Origin of the sequence: Gemmiger sp. An50 (assembly GCF_002161595.1) — a bacterium.
Classification (GTDB): Bacteria; Bacillota; Clostridia; order Oscillospirales; family Ruminococcaceae; genus Allofournierella.
Window position 1 is genome coordinate 140,344 of sequence record NZ_NFID01000007.1, and the last position, 18,075, is coordinate 158,418.

Genomic DNA, 18,075 nt, shown 5'->3' on the forward strand with positions numbered 1-18,075 from the left:
CCAGTCGTTTTATTGCGCCGTTTGTTCCGCGGCCTGCCGGTCATACCAGCGTTCAAATTCCTTGAGCAGGCGGGAGCGGTTTGCCTTGGAGATCGCTCTGCCCGCAATTTCAAATTCCGGATAGCTCCTCGCCAGATAGCGGAGCTTTACCACCGAGCAACTGCCCAGCAGCTCCATCAGGCGGGCGGCTCCCTCCTCCCGGAACAGTGCGTCGCACCATTCCCGGCTGATCTGACCCACCGCCTGTTTTTGCTCGGGCTGTTCGGGCTGCTCCGGTTCCTGTTCCGGCTCCTGCGCCGGCTCAGGCTCCTGCGGCTGGGGTTCTTCGTAACCCTCATCAGACGGCTCTTCCGGAATCTCTTTTGGTTTCGCCGCTTTTTCCTCCGGCGGACGGAAGAGCAGCTCCACGTCCTGCTGGGGGCGGGCGATCACATGTTGTGTGACCAGAAGCCCATCGCCCAGCCGTTCGGCGGCGGCAGCGCCCGCGTCCACGGCGGCCTTGACCGCCGCCACGTCGCCGGTGACCGAGATGGTCACCAGTCCGCCGCCCACCTTGGTACGATCCAGAAAGGTCACATCCGCCGCCTTGAGCATGGCGTCCGCCGCTTCAATGGAGGCCAGCAGCCCTCTGGTTTCGATCATTCCCAGTGCCTGCATGCGCACCCCTCCTTACAGAAGGTCGGCCCAGTTTGCCGGGTAGGTGGCGTAGAACACCCGGGCCTTGTCCGGCGAGCCCCAGGTTACCTTGGAGCCGGAGGGAACGAACAGCACGTCGCCTGCATGGGCGGTGTAGGTGGTGCCGTCGATGGTCACCGTGAGGGTGCCCTCGATCACATAGTCGATCTCCTCGTAGGTGAGCTCCCAGTCAAAGCTGGAGTTCTCGATCACCAGAAAGCCCGCGCTGATGTGGGACTCGTCCTTATTCACCAGCTCCTGGAAATAAGCAGTGGCATTGGGGTTGCCGGTGTCAAACACATCCATCTTCACGGTGTTGCCGCGAACGACCTTCAGGCCGTTGGAATGGCGCTGCTCCTGGAAGGGCTTTGTGTTCAAAAGGCCTTCCAGCATGCCCTTTTCCATGAGCACCTTCAGCACCTGATAGATTTTCTCGCTGTCAAGCTCGGGGCCGCAGCAGGCCGGAGCCGGGGCGCATTCCGGTTCCTTGTCTGCGAATGTGACGCCCAGTGCCTCGGCGGCATCCCGGGCCGAGGGGGTCACGATGGCCCCCGGCGTTACCACGCAAACGGTCTTGCCCGCCTGCTTCAGCGCTTCCACATCCGCCGCGCAAATCAGCTGCTTCATAGTTTCACGTCCTCTCTTGACCGCGCTTTCGGTCATTCCTCAAAGTCGCAGTCCTCGTCGATAATTCCGACCACCGCCGCGTCGGCGGGGATCTCGTCGTCGCCCAGCATCCGCCGGGCGGAGGAACCGGTGGCCACGATCACCCGGTCGCCAATTCCGGCACCAATGGTGTCAATGACCACCATCCGCTCCCCGGCCCGTGTACCGCCGATTACCTGAGCAAGGAGGAGCTTGTAGCCGTTCAGGCCGTCCGCCTTGCGGGTGGCCCAGATGTTTCCGGTGAGTCTTGCGGTTACCATTCCATCTGCCCCTCCTTTTCTCTTCGTTTGATTTCCTCCAGCGCCGCTTCCACCGAAGCGGTGTCGCCGAAGATTGCAAGTAAGATCATATTCTGCGGGCAGCTGCCGCGGATGTCCTCCACGGTCACGCCCACCGCCTTTTCGGCCACGTCGGCGGCGCAGACCATCTCGATCAGCCGCCCCTGTACCAGGCCGATGGCATCCACCTGCTCCAGCTTGCTCCCCTGCCCCGAGCCCTTGCGGCGGGAGAGAATCTCCAGCGTGCCCGGGCTGGGGGATTTGATGATTCGACACTCCATGGTGCTCACTCCATTTCCTGATCGGTGCAGCTCATGGCGATTCCCAGCGGGGTGACGAACATGGGGTTGCGGGGCTTGTAGGTGGGAATGCCGGTTTTCTTTTCGATGATGGACTCGATGCCGGTGAGGCAGCAGGTGCCGCCCACCAGATACAGGCCCTGAACGTCGTAGCCTTCCGCCTGACGGCTGATGATGGCTGCCACCTTCTCGATCACCGGCTTCAGTACCGGCAGGATCTCGCTGTGGTGCTCCGGCTGGCGCTTGTATTTTTCCGCATCGCCGAATTCCATCTTGTAAGCACCCGCCAGCACCAGCGAAAAGTGGGTGCCGCCGGTGGCCTCGTCGTCCACCCGGATGACCTTGCCATCCTTCAGGATGGAGATGCCGGTGGTACCGCCGCCGATGTCCACCACGGCGCCGTTTTTGATCTTCAGCACCTGGTTTGCGGCGGTGGGCTCGTCCAGCAGGGCGGTGATTTCAAAGCCTGCGCCCTGCACCACGTTCTTAATGGCGCCTCCGTCCAGACTGTCGGTACCGGGAGGGATGGCGGCTGCGGCGTAGATGAGCTCGGTGCCCAGCTTTTCCTCCAGCTCTTCCTTCATCTCCCGCACCAGCCGGATGGCTCCGATGTAGTCCACCACCATGCCGTCCCGAACAACATCTGCATACCGGTATGCGCCTGCCACCGGCCGGCGGTTTTCATCCAGAACCGCCAGCACCACGCAGGCGGTTCCCAGATCCACGCCGGTATAGTAAACGGAAGAGGGCGTTTTCACCGGCTTTTTGATCACCTGTTCAAATTCTTTGACCAGGCGGTCGCATTCTGCAAATGTTACTTCTTCTGGCATACGGTTCCTCCAAATGAACGGCAGATCATCTGAGACAATCGGTTGATAATACAATGGGCCGGTAGCTTCTTTTCCTCCGGCAAGTGGGCTTCCAGGCGGCGCAGGCCGCAGCGAAGCAGATGCAGCCTGACCAGCGTTTTGCCGCCGGGGGTCTGGGCGTGGAAGCCGGTGACCTCAAAGCAGTCCTCCATCCACTGGCCGCAGTTTTCCGGGCCGATGCCGGTGCACCGGGGACAGAGGGCCAGCCACTCGGCCTGCTCGACCGGTTCTTCCCCGGCCAGCCGGGCCAGCCTGCGTTCCAGATCAAAGACCTGACCCGCTGCAAGCACGTCCCGGTCCATCAGGTCCAGGCCGGCCTGCAAAAATTCCGCCTGTAATTCTTTCAGGTCCAGCTGCCAGTCCGCTTTGGGCGCATCGCTGTTTTCCGCGCTTTGGGCGGTGGGCTGTTCCATGGTGGGAGCGGCCGGCTTTTTGGGGCCGTCCACCTCCAGCCGGATGCCCCGGTCGGTCAGAAACTGCCGGGCTCCGGGGGTAAGGCGGGTGCCCGGTTCCGGTGTGTAGCTGGTAAAGGGGTCCGCACGGTAGCGGCTGCGCAGGTCTTGCTCGGTGATGAATTTCATACCGGGCCCCCTTTACAGAGTTCCCTGTAAAGGCCTTCCAGTTCACAGGGTTCCGATACCCGGGGATTGGTCTCGGTGCAGCCGTCCTGCATGGCCTTCTGGGCCATGACCGGCACCTGCTCCAGAAACGCTTCCTTTTCCACCCGGCAATCGGTCACGTAGAAGGGCTCATTGATGCGCTTCATCAGGTTCCGGATCTGCCGGATCAGGTTGTGCACCGCCGCTTTGGGGGTTGCTCCGCCGATGCCCAGCATCTGGGCGATCTGGGCGTACCGCAGCAGCGCCCGGCTTTCGTCTTTGTAATCCAGTGCTGCGTTGTAGGCGACCACATGGGGCAGCAGCAATGCGTTGCTTCTGCCGTGGGGAATGTGGAACGCCGCGCCCAGCGCGTGGGCCATGCTGTGGCAGATGCCCAGCGATGCGTTGCTGAAGGCGATGCCTGCCAGGCAGGAGGCGTTGTGCATGTGTTCCCGGGCTTCCGTGTCCGATCCGTCGGCCACGGCCCGTTCCAGATACTGCCACACCAGCCGGATCGCCTTTTCGGCGCAGGCGTCGGTGAAGTCATCCGCTTTGGTGGACACATAGGCTTCCAGCGCGTGGGTAAGCACGTCCATGCCGGTATCGGCGGTGATGGCCGGGGGCACCGATGCGGTGAGCGCCGGGTCCAGGAAGGCTGCGTCCGGCACCATGGCCTGATCCCGCAGCGCGTATTTCACCTGGGCCTGGGTGTCCGAGATGACCGCGAAGGAGGTCACCTCGCTGCCGGTGCCGCTGGTGGTGGGCACTGCGGCTAGCATAGGCCGCGCGCCTCCGTTCATGGCTCCGTACAGCTGACCGGCAGCCTTGGCGGTGTCGATGGCCGAACCGCCGCCCAGTGCCACGATGCCGTCGGGCCCGAACTTCTTCATGCCCTGAATGGCGGCGGTGACCACCTCAATGGACGGGTCCGGCACCACATCCGAGAAGATCTCGGTCTCGGCGCCCGCTTCGTGCAGAATCGAGGCAAGCTCCTCTGCCCGGCCGCATTTTTTCATAAAGGGGTCGCAGATGATGTAGGCCCGCTTCATGCCAAGGCCCTTGATCTCCTCCAGCGAGGACTGGCCCATGTGGATGCGGGTACTCATGAGAAAATGTGCCATCCTCTTTCCCCTCCTTTCCTTGTTGTGTTTGCCCCGGTTCATTCTTCGGGGCGTTGGGTTTCATAGCTTGGCGGCATGTGCGGCGCGAGGGTTCTTAAAAACGCCTGCACGCTTTCCGCCTCGCGGATGCTCAGGAGCAGCACCGGCTCCGGAACGCCCGCTTCCAGCAGCTGCCGCCGTGCGCTTTCCGGGTTTGCATCGGGCAGATCACAGCGGGTCACCACGCCGATCACCGGCACCCGGAAGGCCTTTGCAAAGGCGGGCGGGTAGGCCCGCTTTTTTCCGGCTGCATCCGCCGCCATCACCACACAGCAGGCATCCTGCGCGGCGGCGATGAGGTGCTTGTGCATCCAGGGGCTTTCCAGATAAGCGCCCGGTGTATCCAGCGTTTTCTCCCGATACACCATGTTGGGCACCCGGCGTATTGCCATCTCCCTGCCTTCCAGCAGGGCAGCCAGTGTGGTCTTGCCGCTTTTCTGCGGCCCGATGAGCATGATCCGTTTTCTTCTCACGTCCGGGTCACCTTCGCTGCGGCAAAGCCCAGCACACGCTCCAGCGTGTCGGTCACAGCGGCCAGCGCCGTGTCCACGCTTTCCACGTCGCCGGTGATCACCACCGAACCGGTGAACCGGTCCAGAAAACCGATCTCCACATCCGACGCTTTCGCGGCGATGTCGGCGGCGATCATGGCGGTCTCGAAGGGCGACAGGGTCAGGATGCCGATGGCTCCCTTGCCCTCAATGCCCAGGCATTCGTAGATTTCCGGCACAGGGGATGCGATCACATGGGCGATGGTCACCTGCTTGCCGGGAACCGATTCTTCAATCACCCGGCTGGCCGGGATGGGCGTTTCGTTCATGGTTTCGCCTCCTCAGTGCCGGACCACAGTGACCGGGAAGTTCCATTCCTTCATCCAGCCCTCGATTCGGTCCAGATCCTCCTTGCTCAGGCTGGGGTCGCCCTCGATGGGATAGGGCTTGTCCAGCTGGGCGTATTTACCCACGCCCATTTTGTGGTAGGGCAGCAGGTCCACACCCTTGAAGTTGGGGTCGTCCCGGAAGAGCAGCAGGAACTGGATCACCTGATCGATCTCTTCCTTGCTGTCGTTGATGCCCTTCAGCATGGGCATGCGAACCTTCACGTTGTAGCGGCGCTTGAGCAGCTCCTTCAGGTTCTGCAGAATCTGCTCGTTGCCGATACCGGTGAGCTCGTTGTGCCGTTTGGGATCCATGTGCTTGATGTCAAACAGGAACAGGTCTACATATTCGGCAATCTGCAGAAGCTTGTCGGTTTTGATGTGACCGCAGGTCTCGATGGCGGTGTTGATGCCCTCGGTCTTGCATTCCATCAGCAGATCCCGGGCGGCCTCGGTCTGGGCGGTGCATTCGCCGCCGCCCAGCGTCACGCCGCCGCCGGACATGCTGTAAAACGCTGCGTCCTCCTGCACGATCTCCAGCAGCTCGGAAACCGTCTTCACCTGGCCGGTGATCTCCAGCGCCGCCTGGGGGCAGACCTGGATGCACTTGCGGCAGCCGGTGCAGTCGATGTCCCGCCGGACCTCGTGCTTGCCCGTCTCTTTCGAGATGGTGTGGATGCCCACCGGGCAGGCCTGTACGCAGAGACCGCAGTCCACGCAGGATTTTTTCTTGAACATGACCTGCACCTTGCGCTCCAGGCCCTCGGGGTTCGCACACCACTTGCAGCGCAGCGGGCAGCCCTTGAAAAAGACGATCGTCCGGATGCCGGGGCCATCGTACATATTGTATTTCTGCACATTGAAGATCAGAGCTTTTCGTTCCATTTGGCTTCGTTCTCCTAACCACGGTCCGGTTTGATCCGTTGTAGTAGCCGGGGCCCGCCGGGCCCCGGCCCTGTTTTAAATGAATTAGAAATGGTTCAGCATGGTGCGGCTGATGATCTCGTCCTGCACGTCCTTGCACAGCTCCACGAAGAAGGCGCTGTAGCCGGCCACGCGAACGATCAGGTCGCGGTACTGTTCGGGATGCTTCTGGGCCTCGATCAGAGTCTCGTTGTCCAGGTAGTTGAACTGCATCTCGCCGTTGCCGAACATGCAGGCGGTACGCAGCAGGGTGATCAGGCTCTCCTCGCCTTCCGGGGTATCCAGCAGACCGGCCATGATCTTGAAGTTGTGAACCATACCGATGTTCATACTGTCGTTGGACATCTTGGACACCGACTTGATGATGGCGGTGGGGCCCTTGAAGTCCGCGCCCTGGCTGGGGCTGATGCCGTCGGACAGAGGCATCCAGGCGTGACGGCCGTTGGCGGACGCGCCGGTCATCTGACCGAAGGGAGTGTTGTTGGAGATGGACAGGGTGCCGTGGCTCAGGATGGAGTACAGGGTCTTGTACTTTCTGTGCTCGTGCTCGGTGAAGTTCACCAGATCGGCGGCAATGTCGTCGGCGTAGTCGTCGTCGTTGCCGTACTTGGGAGCGTTCAGGCAGTCGGTGCGGATCTGCTCGTAGCCCTGGAAGTCCGCCTTCAGAGCCTCGTTCAGTTGCTCCAGCGTGTACTTCTTCTCGTCAAAGACCAGCTTCTTGATGGCGGCCATGGAGTCGGCGTAGGTGGCCAGACCGGACCATACCACACCGGGGCCGAAATTGTACATGGCGCCGCCGGAGGATACGTCCTTGCCCTTCTCCATGCAGCCCTCGTACATGATGGACATGAGGGGCTTGGGAGCCAGCTCGCGGTGTACGCGCTGAGAAATGACGGTGGCCACGCTGGTCCACTTGGTGATGTACTTGATCTCTTCCTTGACGGCGGCCTCGAACTCCTCGTAGGTCTTGAAGCGGCTCAGATCGCCCATATCGGGGCAGACCTGCTTGCCGTACCACAGGGGCACGCCGTGGTTGAGCACCAGCTCGATGCAGATGGGCCACTGGGTGTAGGCAGTGGAGGTCCACTGGTACAGGCGGCCGGCCTTCTGGGGCTCCACACAGCCCATCAGGCAGTAGTCACGGGCATCCTCGATGGAAACGCCCTTGGCCAGCATCATCTTGATGTGGGTGTCGTCGAAGTGGCAGGCGGGGAAGCCCATGCCGGAGCGGACCACGTCCACGATCTTTTTCAGGTACTTGCGGGGGGACTTGTTGTGGATGCGGCAGGCCAGAGAAGGCTGATAGATCTTCACATGGCGAACGGCGTCCATCAGCAGGTAGGTCAGGTCGTTGGTGGCGTCGCGGCCCTCACGGGTCACACCGCCCACGCACATGTTCACAAAGGGCTGGTAACCGGCGAAGAACTTGGAGCCGCCCTCGCTGGTGATCCACATCATCTCGGACATCTTGATGAGCATGCAGCCGGCCAGCTCGAAGGCCTCGAACTCGTTCATACGGCCGGACTCGATGTCCGCCTTGTAGAAGGGGTACATGTACTGGTCCACGCGGCCGATGGACATACCGGTCTGGTTCTCCTCCACCACCAGCAGGGACTCGATGGTCCACACGGCCTGGATGGCTTCCCAGAAGGTCTCCGGCTTGTGGGCGGGAACGCGGGCGTTCACCTCAGAAATCTTGTACAGCTCTGCCTTGCGCTTGGGATCGGTCTCCTTCTCGGCCAGCTCGCGGGCGTACTCAGACATTCTGCGGGCGTAGATCATGACGCCCTCGGTGGTGTCGATGATGGACTTATAGAAGTAGATCTTCTCGATGTCCTCGGGATTCTCGTAGTGCAGCTGGCTCAGGTGCTCCTTGGCCTCGTTCTGGATGTCCAGCATACCCTTTTTCATCAGGATCACGTCGTAGCCGGGGTTGGAGTCGCCGCCGCCGTTCAGGGCGTGGTAGGAGCAGTCGGACACGAAGGACTCGCCAGACATCTCCCACACACCAGCCTCACGGTACTGGTCTTCACAGTACTCGTCCACGGATTTGCCCTTCCAGAAGGGGAACAGCTCTTCGCGCATGATGCGCTTGTCCTCTTCGGAAATGTAGAAGGGGTCCTGGGGGCGGGTGCCGATGGTATCGATCTCATCCACCATCCAGCGCCAGGCAATATCCGGGGAGAAGGCACCGGCGCGGGGTGCGCCGCAGGGAGCGCCAACGATCAGCTCGTTGTCCTGAATGACCAGAGGAGCGGTCTCGCAGCAGTAGCGGAAGCACTTGGCGCGCAGCTCGATCTTGGGCATGCCGGGGTTCTCGGCCGTGATCTTGGTGATGGCGCGGGCCCGGTAGGTGGTGATGGAGGGCTTCTGCTTCAGGTAGTTCTCTTTCAGCAGCTTCAGGCGGCGGGTCATGCCGTCGGGAATGCCGGTGCCCTCAGCGGGGTATTCCGCCGCGCAGCCACAGCTCTCGGCGGGAGCCTCTTCCCGGGTGATTTCCTGGGAAACGGACTCAAACATCTTCATCAGCGACGCCTTTTCCTCCGGCGTCATATTCTTTGCAGCTTCTGCAAGCTTCGTGGAAAATTCTCGAATATCCAAAATCAGTGTCCTCTCTTTCTTGTGGAGTTACTGGTTCGAGGAAAAGCCGCGCATTCCGAACGCTGCCTTTCTGCGATAAATCAGATTCATGGGGGAAATGTTATCCGCCGTAATGCCCTGGCCCGCGCTCACGCTGCCCAGGATCACCGTGGGGAACAGCCGGGTGGTAACGCCCGCTGCGCCCATCACGGCCGGGGTGTTGATGAGCACCCGGCCCACCGGCTTTTTCAGTGCGAACTGCCGGATCACCTCCGGGTCGCGGGAGTGAATGGTGAGGGTGTTGCCCTTGCTGCCATTCACCAGAAGCTCGATGCACTTTTCGCAGGCGTGGGTCCAGTCCTCTTCAATGTAGAAGGCCATCACCGGGCAGAGCAGCCCGCTGGCGTAGGGGTTGTAATCGGTGATGTAGGCCTGCTGTGAAACCAGCACCCGGGTGCCCTCCGGCACCGTAAAGCCCGCCTTTGCAGCCAGCCAGCAGGCCGATTTGCCGATGTAGGCTTTGTCGGCTCCGGCAGCGCAATGAGGATGCAGCCCCAGCAGATTCGTGAGCTGCTTCTGCTCCTCCGCGGTCATGAAGTAGGCGCCCTGGCGTTTCAGCTGGGCTGTGGCCGCTTCGGCGATCTGCCGGTCCGCCACCACATACTGTTCTCCGCCCGGGCCCATGCCGTTGTTGAAGCTTCGGCTGGCCACGATGTCCGCCGCCGCCTTTTCCAGATCGGCGGTCTTCTCGATGAAGGCGGGGCCGGGGACAATGCCGCCGTACAGCACCGGTTTGCCGGTGGCTGCGGCCTCCTCCAGCAGGCTGCACCGCCCCATGTTCAGGATCAGTGCCGCATGGGGATGGCGGAACATGGCCAGCGCGCCCTCCCGGGCGGCAGTTTCCGCATAGGCCAGCGCCCCTTTGGGCAGGCCAGCCTCCTCCGCGCTCTGGGCCAGAACGGCTGCGGTCTGGGCCGTGACACCGGCCGCTGCGGGATGCGGGGCGAATACCACCGCATTCCCTGCCTTGACCGCCGCCACCGCCGCGCAAAGCACCGCGGCCACCGGGCTGATGGACGGCACCGCCGCCGCGATCACACCCATGGGCACGCCGATCTCCAACAGGCCGTTTTCCTCGTCCTGCTCCAGAACGCCCACGCACTTCATACCGGCAAGGTTGTTCTCCATTCCCTCTGCCAGCATCCGGCACAAACGCAGCTCGTCGGCTTCACAGCCGCGGCCCGTCTCCTGCACCGACTGCCTTACAAGGGCTTCCAGGCGGGGCCGGATGCCCCGCAGCATCTGTTCTGTGATCCGGTCCAGCTGGTGTTGTTCAAAAAGAGCCAGTGTTTTTTTCGCCTGTGCCGCCTCCTCCATCAGGACGCGGGCTTCCTGGACCGCTTTCAGATCTTTGTCGATGGATCTCATTTCACTGCTCCTCTATACTTTTTCGGCTTATTCCTGCGGCAGCAGGTCATCGGGCAAACTGTAGCGGGCCACGATCTTACCCAGATCCGGGTGGGGCCGGGGAATAACCACCGAGCTGTAAACGTCGGCGTCCATGGCCTTTACCGCCTTTACGCCGGTATCCACCGCCGTGCGGCAGGCGCCCACATCACCCTGTACCACCACGGAGATGTAGCCGGAGGCCACATTCTCATAGCCGATCAGGTCCACATCCGCAGCCTTGCACATGGCGTCCGCTGCTTCCAGAGCAAAGACCAGGCCGAAGGTCTCGATCAATCCAATGGCTTCGTATCTTTCCATAGTTGTTCCTCTCGTGCAATCGTTGATGGTCGGTCAGGCGTCGATGTCGTGAACCGACACGATCGCGCCCACTGCTTTGATGGGCCGAGGCATTACGTTCTTGGCAGTCAGCTTGCCGATGGCGGCAGCCGCCTCGGCACCGGCCTCCACCGCGGAACGAACCGCGGCCACATCGCCCTTGACCATGATGGTCACCAGGGTGGAGCCCACGTTCTCGTAAGAAATCAGCTCCACATCCGCCGCCTTCAGCATCTTGTCGGCAGCTTCCAGTGCGGGAACCAGGCCCAGGGTCTCCACCAGGCCCAATGCTTCTTCACCGTAATATCTCATGCAGGGTTCCTCCTGTTTTACTTGTTGCGGTATTTTGCGGGAACATATTTTTCCACCGCGGAACGGCCATCATCATTGATGGCGAACCGGAGCGAAAGCTCGTCCTTGTCGTCCAGCTCATAGCGGATCAGGCTGCACAGCCCGTTCGCTTCCAGCGACATCACATGGTCCAGATAAGCATCCTTGGTGAACTGGCGCTCCTTGCCGTAAAGGGGGCGCATGGCCTCCATGATCTCGTTCACGTCCGCGTTTTCCACGCTGCTCAGGTAGTTGAGCACCGCCATTCGTGCAGGCAACAGCATGTTACGCCTCCCCTTTCTTGAAAAAGTCCAGCGGGTTCATGGTCACCAGGATCGCACCGAAGATGATCACAATGGAACCCACAACAATGGTCAGAGTGACGGGCTGGTTCAGGAACAGGATGCAGAACAGAACGCCCCAGAACGCATAAGTCACATTCAGGCTCATGCCGATGGCGCAGCCCACGGTGGCGTTGGATTTGTACCACAGCAGGAAGGAAGCGCCCGCGCTCAGGCCAGCGATGGCCAGCCACAGAACCGGCATGCCGGCGCTCAGGGTGCCGCCCAGCAGACCCAGGCCGCCAACCAGAGGCACAATGATGATCAGATCAACCAGACCGGAGAACAGCTCGCGGATGTTGGTGGCAACGTCGGTGTCGATCATGGCGCCGCCGTAGCTGGAGAGCATGCCTTCCAGGCCCCAGCAGATGGCCGCGATCAGCGCGCAGATGATGCCCAGAGTGAAGTTGGGGCTGCCTTCCGGCTTGACCCAGTTGATGATGATCGCGCCGCTCACGCAGATGATCATACCGGCGACCACCCGCTTGGTGGGCCGCTGCTTGAGGAAGATCCAGGCGAACAGGGCACCGAACAGGCCGCAGGTGGCGGAGATGGGAATGGCGTAGGCACCGGCCAGCGCCAGACCCACCAGATAGGCACCGTTGGCAATGGGACCGCCCAGCAGCGCGCCCAGAACCATCATCTTGCCGGGGAAGGTGTTGATGGTGCGGCCGATCTCAGCCAGACGACCCTTCTTGGCGTTGTAGATGGTGAGCCAGATTCCGGCGAAGAGGTCGTTCAGACCGGAGCAGACATAAGGTGCTGCCAGGATGCCCACCGCGCTGACCAGAGGCTCGTAGTAGCCGGCAACCAGCACCAGAGTGGTGTAGATGCCGTAGGTCAGGCCGGACAGGGCGCCGGTGGTCAGGCCGGTGATCCGGAATTTTTTGTTCACCTGTTTCATTTTCGCATCTGCCAGAGATGCTCTTGCCGTGTTGGCGCTATGGTTCATAGTGGTTCTCTCCTTTGATCATTCGCTGGCCTTTCCCGAGGTGGGCAGAATGGTCTCGACCTCACCGTGGGGGCGGGGAATCACATGCACGGATACCAGCTCGCCTACCCGCTGGGCAGCTGCGGCGCCCGCGTCGGTGGCGGCTTTTACCGCGCCCACATCGCCGCGTACCAGAACGGTGATCAGGCCGCCGCCTACGCGCTCCTTGCCGATCAGGGTAACATTAGCCGCCTTTACCATGGCGTCGGCTGCTTCAATCGATGCGATGAGACCTTTGGTCTCGATCATGCCCAATGCGTCGTACTTCATGTTTGGATCTCCTTTTGCTTTCGTGGAATTTAGCGGCGGCCGTTCGCGGGGCAATCTGCATAGTTTTTTGGAACCGACCGCTGCCTTTCTGTGGACTCAGTATACCGCTTGCCCATTGGTGGAAGGTCAAGGGGGAATTAAGTAAATATTTAACCACTCATTTTTGGGCACTTTGTCAGAGAGCTTTGTGCAATTTATCACAAAGCCGCATGGCTCTTTCGTGCATCCTGCGGAATTGGCTTTTTTCAACAAAAAAAGCGGACCGTTTTTCGGTCCGCTCGGTTTTCCCCCTTAGGGAAAGGTTATACTTTTCTTTCGCCCGTTACATGCTCCTGGGATCAGCCCTCATCCAGAGGAATGATCAGCTCGGTAACGAATTCCTCCCGGTTGCGGGTGGTCCAGTAGTCCACCACATACCGCTCAAAAACCCGCTGCCCCAGTCTGACGCCTTTGGCTTTGGCCCATTCCACCAGCTTTGCATAGCTTTCCTCAATGCGCTCCAGCGGCCCTACATGATACAGTGTAGCCGCCATAAAGCCGCCGAACCGCGTCTCGTTGGTGCCGCAAGCGCAGCGGTGGATGGGTTTTTGCATGATTCGTGCCTGGGTGGCATGGCCCTCCATCTTGTCCTTCCAGGAGTCAAACTCCAGAATCACCGGGCCGGAAATCTCGTTTTTCACCGAGTCCAGATAATTCACCCAGGGAATGTTGATGATGGAATCCATGTAATGGTACCCAAAGTCCTGCTCCAGGCAGCACATGTCCTCGGCCGCCACATAGCGCATGCCCACCTCCTGGGCCTTGTTCAGGCGAACCGCCTTGGCCTCCTGAATCAGCTCATACCATTCCTTCACCGCGATGTAGCTGTTGTGGATGGCATGCTCCTGTTCCCACAGCTCGTTGATCTTGTTGTGGAAGCTGCCTTCCACAACATAGTAGTTATCGCCGTTCACAAGCCCTTGCATCTCTTCCAGCCGGAAGCCCATCTGTTTGTAGTATTTTACAATGGGGATGGACAGAATCGTGTCCAGACTATAATACCGGTAGCCGCTTTCGCTGATTTTATCCGGCGCGATCATGCCGATTTTATCGTAAAAACGCAGGGCCTTTGCGGAAACGTTGCAAAGCTTGCTCACTTCACCGATGGTGTACAACTGTTCTTTCGCCATATGTCCGTCTCCTTTCTCATTCGGACGGGAGCGTTCTGCTCAGGATTTACCCGCGGGCCGCTGCGCGGCGCAGGCATTTTCGGCATCCTCCAGGCTCCGGTAGCCGTAGCCCCGGGCCATGCAGGTCATATTCTGTTCCACCAGATTTTTCCCCTGCGCCAGAAGTTCCAGCACCATTTGGGCGTAAAGTCCCAGCGTCTCATCGGAATAGGTACCCAGTTCTCCCCTTAAATAAGTCTCGCTGGAAACGTTCCAGGGGCCGTCCTGCGCAGAGGAGAGATTCCGGCCCCGGCCCATCAGATGGGGAAAGCGCTGCTCTACTTCACGGGTCCAGCGCATTATAATAGCCACCAGCAGCGCCTGCAGCTGCAGGCGCTCTGCCCCGCGTTTGGGCAGCCGGTCCGCCAGCCGGGCATACTGCTCCGGCACGGTGTGCTCCATCATCCGGGCGTATTTTTCGGTGAGCAGGTTCCAGCCCTGGTCCCTTGCCTGGTTCAGATCCTGCTGGTAGCTGGCCAGCACCTCCTCGTTCCAGGGCGTGAACTGGCTGGTGCGCATGAGCACAAAGGTGCTGCGGTCATCCTGACAGGAAGCCCGTCCGCCTTCGTTCTGCACCTGCTGGAACTGCCGCCATTCTTCCTCCACAATGGCTTTGATTCGGGCAGCCTTTTTGTCCGGTTGCTGGGGTTCGGCATTCGCTGTTTTATCGCTTTGCAGCAGCTGCTGCATCCGCTGTAATACCTCTCGTTTGTGGTGTTCTAAAAATGTATCTTCCGAACCGAAAAGACCCTGCCGCTTCAGCTCGGCGGCAACACAGGCACACACCGCCTCGATGGTCTCCTCTGCCTGCCCATCGGATGCGGGGCGCTCCATCAGCCAATGCAGCAGCGGAATCAGGCCGTCCGCATGCTCCAGCCGCTCCATTCCGCGGGCGCGCCACTTGTAAAACGGCATGTATGCTTCGTCCAGCAGATAGGCTGTTTCCTGCGCGGCGCACACAAACTCCGCCAGGCAGGCATACATCATATCCGTATCCTGCCGTTTTTTCGCCCGGGAGTAATTGTACTGCCCGGCCTGGGCCATTCGGCCCAGAGCCTGCCCCAGACGACAGAGCCGCACCGGCTCAGGATATTTTAAAAATTCCGCCCGCCGCCGGGTAAACTCCCCCAGCGGGTCTTCAAACACCTGGCCATTCATTACTGATGCAAGCCGCTCGGTGGGAATAGCGTTCCAGGTCATGATATCCTGCCACGAATCCGATTTCGGTGCATGGGTATGCCCGGTGAACCGGCGGAAGAATTCGTCGATCTCCATCACGCCCACCCGGTTTGTGCCCTCCGGGGTGACGTTTCGGGCGGGAGCGCCCGGCCACCGGGCCGCCAGCGCCTGATAATCCGCCTGCAACCGGCTGCCGATGGCCTGATAATCCTCTCTGGTCAGCCACAGGCAGAAGCCCGGGCCAAAATCGTGATCCACCGAAAAGGCATCGTCAAAGCCCATACATTCCGAGCCTTCACCCACCAGCCCTGCCGCAATGCGGTCGGCATATTCCGGGTATTTCTGCCGCAGCATGGGCCTGCCCGCCTGTTCGTAAAACTCCCGGGCCAGCTCCATTCCGGTTTTGTTTTTCACCGCTTTTCGCCGGGCGATCAGGTCCTCTGCCGCAGCCAGGTTCCGCCGGGTGGTCTGCCAGTCATCGTTCCGGCCATAGGTTCGCTCAATCAGGCTCAGTGCACGGCGAAACAGCTCCGCCGCCTTTTCCGGCTCTCCCTGATGGAAGTGCAGCTCCGCCAGCGCGCAAAGTGCCGCCGGATAGTGGGGATCGTCCCCGCCGGGCAGCTGCTCAAACAGGCGTACCGCCCGTTCCAGACACCGCCGCGCCTGATCCGCCTGACCCAGCCGGGTGTACATTCCGCCCAGATTGGAAAGCGAAATTGCCAGCTCTACCTGTGCATCCGGATTTTGTTCCATCCGCTCCACGGCTTTCCGGGCGTACTCCGCCGCCTGTTCCAGCCGGCCTGTGGCCGCATAGAGCAAACTCATATTATTATAAAGAGTAGCCAGGCGGTAATCCTCCGCCGGAAGCTGGGCTTCCAGAATGGTCTGTGCCTGCCGGTATGCCTTCTCCGCCTGCTCGTTTTCCCCTGCCGCCCGAAGACCGGTGGCCGCATTCAGCAGGGTGGTGCCATGGTTTACCGTTCCCTCCAGCCCCATGGATGCGATCAGTGCCAGCGCCTGTTCGGCGGCTTTGGCACAGTCCGCATGACGGCTGACGGAACGGTAGTAGCCCATTAATTCATTCAATAAAATCAGGGCCGTGCCCTCATCGTGCCGACCCAACGCGTCATTAATCCCATTGCGTAAATAGGATTCTATGTCAGAGAACTGCTTTTTCTGATACAGTTCATCCAATTTTTTCATAAATTCCGTGATTTGAAACACTTGCAAGACCCCTCCGATATTTTGTGTCTTTTGGTGTATCTCGTCGCAGAATTGCCCATTCACTTTATAGCAAATCACCGCTGTATTTGCAAGCGTTTGCACATGACAGAGCATATTTTTGAGAGAAGTCACAAAAATATGGCGGTTCTTTTGTGGGTTTGGCTTGGTGTTTTTGGGGAAAGTTTTACAAAATACAACTCTTTTCGAGGAATCTGTGGGAATCGCAACAAATTTTCCCGCTGGATTCTGCTATACTGAATACAATCAATTCTCGGGAAAGCAGGTGTTTCTTTTATGCAAGGCAACGAATCCACCCTTTTGTTTCACGCCCTGTGTTATGAGCAGGGTCATGAGCGCCGAACGCAACACATATTAAAGGTATACGCTCTGGCAAAGCTGCTGGGCGAAGCGGAAGGCCTTGATGAGGAACAACGCCAGCTTTTGCAGGCCGCTGCCATTTTGCACGACATCCCCATTCGCTACTGCAAGGAGCATTTCAGCGGCGATGCCTGCCAGCAGAATCAGCAGCGGGAGGCACCTCATCTGGTACGCAGCTTTTTGCACCAGGCAGGCTATTGTTCGGAAAGTGTCGCCCCTGTGCTGGAGCTGGTGCTGCGGCATCACGATTACACCAGCCCACGCAGCAAGCTGCTGCAGCTGCTAATCGAGGCAGATTTGATCGTGAATTGCTATGAAAACCGGCCGGACGCGGAGCAGGAGAAAATGATCTGCAGCCTTTTTGAAACAGCCTGCGGCAAACAGCTGCTGGGGCTGTGCCTGCACCCGAATCCTGTTTCAAACTCCAAGGAGGATTACCATGAAAAAGCCTAAAATCACACTGACGCTGGTGGATCAGAAAGGAACCAGGGGCTGCCATCATGGCCACCGGATCGGCGACTCTTTTGATTTTGACACCGAACGGGGCAAGCTGTGCCCCATGGCCATGCATGTGGCCTTTCCTTACATTGACATTCTTCGTTACGGCGGCACTCTGCCCGCCCAGCCGGATGGCTCCATTCTGTTCTGCTGCCCGGATGTGGATGTGATCAATGTGTTCCGCATTCAAGTGGAGGAGCCAACCAATTGAATCAAACAACAAGCGCTCGTCAGTCCTCCACACTGCTGCACCTGTAATCATAACCCCACGTTAAACGTGGGGTTTGCAGAACGGCCCTATAAGGGCCATTATTCCAGCAGCACCTAAAGGTGCGTAATGAGCAACGCCAACCGCACTTGGCGTTGCTTTTTTACTTTTTCCTTCTGCTGTCGGTCGGGATCTCCGGTGAATCATCATCAAGGTCCGCTATATTTTTGAACGGGTCTTCGTATTCTCTGAAACTCAGCTGATCGCTCATCTGATCTTGCATTTCCTGTTCTTGGATGTACTTGCGGATCTTTGCCTCATTTCCTCCAACCGTATTTACATAGTACCCTTTTGCCCAAAACACTCTCCTTCCATATTTGTACTTTAGATTCGCATGCCTTTCAAAAATCATCAGCGTACTCTTGCCCTTCAAGTACCCCATAAAATCTGCCACCGCCAATTTCGGCGGAATCGATACGAGCATATGAATGTGGTCTGGCATTGCATGTCCCTCAATGATTTCCACATGCTTGTAATCACAAAGCATCCTCAGGATTTTTCCAATATCTTTTCTTAATTTCCCGTAAATCACCTTTCTGCGATACTTTGGCACCAGCACTATGTGATATTTGCAATTCCAACTCGTATGTGATAAACTTTTTTCGTCCATATGGATGAACCTCCTTTTGCTTTAGTGCGGTTGGCGTTACCCGCTTCTATTGTAGCAAAAGGAGGT

The 18,075-nt window shown here is 59.3% G+C and carries 22 protein-coding genes; 2 read left to right on the top strand and 20 right to left on the bottom strand.

Annotated features, from left to right (window positions below; translation table 11 throughout):
* Positions 1–9 precede the first annotated feature (9 nt).
* From B5G03_RS18010 to B5G03_RS08400, 19 genes are all read right to left on the bottom strand, one after another.
* Positions 10–657 carry a BMC domain-containing protein gene (locus B5G03_RS18010; protein ID WP_087181255.1) on the bottom strand — a complete coding sequence of 216 codons (648 nt, stop codon included), beginning with the start codon at positions 655–657 and terminating at the stop codon, positions 10–12.
* Positions 658–669: 12 nt separating this feature from the next.
* On the bottom strand, positions 670–1,302 hold the full coding sequence (locus B5G03_RS08315; RefSeq protein ID WP_058965094.1) for a cupin domain-containing protein: 633 nt from the start codon (positions 1,300–1,302) through the stop codon (positions 670–672).
* 32 nt (positions 1,303–1,334) lie between these two features.
* Complete coding sequence (locus B5G03_RS08320; RefSeq protein ID WP_058965095.1) at positions 1,335–1,601, bottom strand: EutN/CcmL family microcompartment protein; 267 nt, start codon at positions 1,599–1,601, stop codon at positions 1,335–1,337.
* Positions 1,595–1,900, bottom strand: coding sequence for a BMC domain-containing protein (locus tag B5G03_RS08325; RefSeq protein WP_087181256.1), 306 nt, complete (start codon positions 1,898–1,900; stop codon positions 1,595–1,597). The genes B5G03_RS08320 and B5G03_RS08325 overlap by 7 nt, the downstream gene beginning before the upstream one ends.
* Positions 1,901–1,905: 5 nt before the next feature.
* Complete coding sequence (eutJ, locus tag B5G03_RS08330) at positions 1,906–2,748, bottom strand: ethanolamine utilization protein EutJ (RefSeq protein WP_087181257.1); 843 nt, start codon at positions 2,746–2,748, stop codon at positions 1,906–1,908.
* Positions 2,733–3,368, bottom strand: a complete 636-nt coding sequence (locus B5G03_RS08335; RefSeq protein WP_087181258.1) for a hypothetical protein — start codon at positions 3,366–3,368, stop codon at positions 2,733–2,735. Before B5G03_RS08335 ends, eutJ begins: the two co-directional genes overlap by 16 nt.
* Positions 3,365–4,507 (bottom strand): iron-containing alcohol dehydrogenase, encoded by a 1,143-nt coding sequence (locus B5G03_RS08340; protein ID WP_087181259.1) that lies wholly within the window; start codon positions 4,505–4,507, stop codon positions 3,365–3,367. Before B5G03_RS08340 ends, B5G03_RS08335 begins: the two co-directional genes overlap by 4 nt.
* 38 nt (positions 4,508–4,545) lie before the next feature.
* On the bottom strand, positions 4,546–5,019 hold the full coding sequence (locus tag B5G03_RS08345; protein ID WP_087181260.1) for a EutP/PduV family microcompartment system protein: 474 nt from the start codon (positions 5,017–5,019) through the stop codon (positions 4,546–4,548).
* Entirely contained in the window at positions 5,016–5,366 is a 351-nt protein-coding gene (locus B5G03_RS08350) for a BMC domain-containing protein (RefSeq protein WP_058965101.1), read from the bottom strand. The genes B5G03_RS08345 and B5G03_RS08350 overlap by 4 nt, the downstream gene beginning before the upstream one ends.
* Before the next feature lie 12 nt (positions 5,367–5,378).
* A complete protein-coding gene (gene cutD / locus B5G03_RS08355) occupies positions 5,379–6,308 on the bottom strand; it encodes a choline TMA-lyase-activating enzyme (RefSeq protein ID WP_087181261.1) in 930 nt (309 codons plus the stop codon).
* Between the two features lie 84 nt (positions 6,309–6,392).
* Positions 6,393–8,948, bottom strand: coding sequence for a choline trimethylamine-lyase (gene cutC, locus B5G03_RS08360; protein WP_087181262.1), 2,556 nt, complete (start codon positions 8,946–8,948; stop codon positions 6,393–6,395).
* Between the two features lie 27 nt (positions 8,949–8,975).
* Positions 8,976–10,355: an aldehyde dehydrogenase family protein gene (locus B5G03_RS08365; protein WP_087181263.1), complete on the bottom strand. Its 1,380-nt coding sequence runs from the start codon at positions 10,353–10,355 to the stop codon at positions 8,976–8,978.
* 27 nt (positions 10,356–10,382) lie between these two features.
* Positions 10,383–10,694: a BMC domain-containing protein gene (locus B5G03_RS08370; protein WP_087181264.1), complete on the bottom strand. Its 312-nt coding sequence runs from the start codon at positions 10,692–10,694 to the stop codon at positions 10,383–10,385.
* A 33-nt stretch (positions 10,695–10,727) separates the two neighbouring features.
* Complete coding sequence (locus tag B5G03_RS08375) at positions 10,728–11,024, bottom strand: BMC domain-containing protein (RefSeq protein ID WP_087181265.1); 297 nt, start codon at positions 11,022–11,024, stop codon at positions 10,728–10,730.
* A 17-nt stretch (positions 11,025–11,041) separates the two neighbouring features.
* The gene (locus tag B5G03_RS08380) at positions 11,042–11,326 is read right to left on the bottom strand and encodes a hypothetical protein (protein WP_087181266.1); all 285 of its coding nucleotides are present in this window, start codon (positions 11,324–11,326) and stop codon (positions 11,042–11,044) included.
* Position 11,327: 1 nt separating this feature from the next.
* Positions 11,328–12,335 carry a DMT family transporter gene (locus tag B5G03_RS08385; RefSeq protein ID WP_087181267.1) on the bottom strand — a complete coding sequence of 336 codons (1,008 nt, stop codon included), beginning with the start codon at positions 12,333–12,335 and terminating at the stop codon, positions 11,328–11,330.
* Between the two features lie 18 nt (positions 12,336–12,353).
* Positions 12,354–12,644, bottom strand: coding sequence for an ethanolamine utilization microcompartment protein EutM (eutM, locus tag B5G03_RS08390; RefSeq protein ID WP_058965109.1), 291 nt, complete (start codon positions 12,642–12,644; stop codon positions 12,354–12,356).
* A gap of 338 nt (positions 12,645–12,982) precedes the next feature.
* Positions 12,983–13,813 carry a MerR family transcriptional regulator gene (locus tag B5G03_RS08395; protein ID WP_087181268.1) on the bottom strand — a complete coding sequence of 277 codons (831 nt, stop codon included), beginning with the start codon at positions 13,811–13,813 and terminating at the stop codon, positions 12,983–12,985.
* 39 nt (positions 13,814–13,852) lie between these two features.
* Complete coding sequence (locus B5G03_RS08400; RefSeq protein ID WP_162613371.1) at positions 13,853–16,153, bottom strand: DUF4125 family protein; 2,301 nt, start codon at positions 16,151–16,153, stop codon at positions 13,853–13,855.
* A gap of 396 nt (positions 16,154–16,549) precedes the next feature.
* Between B5G03_RS08400 and B5G03_RS08405 the strand changes: the two genes are divergently transcribed.
* Together B5G03_RS08405 and B5G03_RS08410 are read left to right on the top strand one after the other, a co-directional pair.
* Positions 16,550–17,086 (top strand): HD domain-containing protein, encoded by a 537-nt coding sequence (locus B5G03_RS08405; RefSeq protein ID WP_087181270.1) that lies wholly within the window; start codon positions 16,550–16,552, stop codon positions 17,084–17,086.
* Positions 17,073–17,342, top strand: coding sequence for a TIGR04076 family protein (locus B5G03_RS08410; RefSeq protein ID WP_087181271.1), 270 nt, complete (start codon positions 17,073–17,075; stop codon positions 17,340–17,342). Before B5G03_RS08405 ends, B5G03_RS08410 begins: the two co-directional genes overlap by 14 nt.
* A 160-nt stretch (positions 17,343–17,502) precedes the next feature.
* On the opposite strand, the gene tnpA is transcribed toward B5G03_RS08410, so the two are convergent.
* Positions 17,503–18,009: an IS200/IS605 family transposase gene (gene tnpA, locus B5G03_RS08415; protein ID WP_087181272.1), complete on the bottom strand. Its 507-nt coding sequence runs from the start codon at positions 18,007–18,009 to the stop codon at positions 17,503–17,505.
* Positions 18,010–18,075: the final 66 nt, after the last annotated feature.

Bases quoted from the DNA above. Each gene is read 5' to 3' on its own strand.
- B5G03_RS18010 (WP_087181255.1), bottom strand. From the start codon at position 657: ATGCAGGCACTGGGAATGATCGAAACCAGAGGGCTGCTGGCCTCCATT.
- B5G03_RS08315 (WP_058965094.1), bottom strand. From the start codon at position 1,302: ATGAAGCAGCTGATTTGCGCGGCGGATGTGGAAGCGCTGAAGCAGGCG.
- B5G03_RS08320 (WP_058965095.1), bottom strand. From the start codon at position 1,601: ATGGTAACCGCAAGACTCACCGGAAACATCTGGGCCACCCGCAAGGCG.
- B5G03_RS08325 (WP_087181256.1), bottom strand. From the start codon at position 1,900: ATGGAGTGTCGAATCATCAAATCCCCCAGCCCGGGCACGCTGGAGATT.
- eutJ (WP_087181257.1), bottom strand. From the start codon at position 2,748: ATGCCAGAAGAAGTAACATTTGCAGAATGCGACCGCCTGGTCAAAGAA.
- B5G03_RS08335 (WP_087181258.1), bottom strand. From the start codon at position 3,368: ATGAAATTCATCACCGAGCAAGACCTGCGCAGCCGCTACCGTGCGGAC.
- B5G03_RS08340 (WP_087181259.1), bottom strand. From the start codon at position 4,507: ATGGCACATTTTCTCATGAGTACCCGCATCCACATGGGCCAGTCCTCG.
- B5G03_RS08350 (WP_058965101.1), bottom strand. From the start codon at position 5,366: ATGAACGAAACGCCCATCCCGGCCAGCCGGGTGATTGAAGAATCGGTT.
- cutD (WP_087181261.1), bottom strand. From the start codon at position 6,308: ATGGAACGAAAAGCTCTGATCTTCAATGTGCAGAAATACAATATGTAC.
- B5G03_RS08365 (WP_087181263.1), bottom strand. From the start codon at position 10,355: ATGAGATCCATCGACAAAGATCTGAAAGCGGTCCAGGAAGCCCGCGTC.
- B5G03_RS08370 (WP_087181264.1), bottom strand. From the start codon at position 10,694: ATGGAAAGATACGAAGCCATTGGATTGATCGAGACCTTCGGCCTGGTC.
- B5G03_RS08375 (WP_087181265.1), bottom strand. From the start codon at position 11,024: ATGAGATATTACGGTGAAGAAGCATTGGGCCTGGTGGAGACCCTGGGC.
- B5G03_RS08380 (WP_087181266.1), bottom strand. From the start codon at position 11,326: ATGCTGTTGCCTGCACGAATGGCGGTGCTCAACTACCTGAGCAGCGTG.
- B5G03_RS08385 (WP_087181267.1), bottom strand. From the start codon at position 12,335: ATGAACCATAGCGCCAACACGGCAAGAGCATCTCTGGCAGATGCGAAA.
- eutM (WP_058965109.1), bottom strand. From the start codon at position 12,644: ATGAAGTACGACGCATTGGGCATGATCGAGACCAAAGGTCTCATCGCA.
- B5G03_RS08395 (WP_087181268.1), bottom strand. From the start codon at position 13,813: ATGGCGAAAGAACAGTTGTACACCATCGGTGAAGTGAGCAAGCTTTGC.
- B5G03_RS08405 (WP_087181270.1), top strand. From the start codon at position 16,550: ATGCAAGGCAACGAATCCACCCTTTTGTTTCACGCCCTGTGTTATGAG.
- B5G03_RS08410 (WP_087181271.1), top strand. From the start codon at position 17,073: ATGAAAAAGCCTAAAATCACACTGACGCTGGTGGATCAGAAAGGAACC.
- tnpA (WP_087181272.1), bottom strand. From the start codon at position 18,009: ATGGACGAAAAAAGTTTATCACATACGAGTTGGAATTGCAAATATCAC.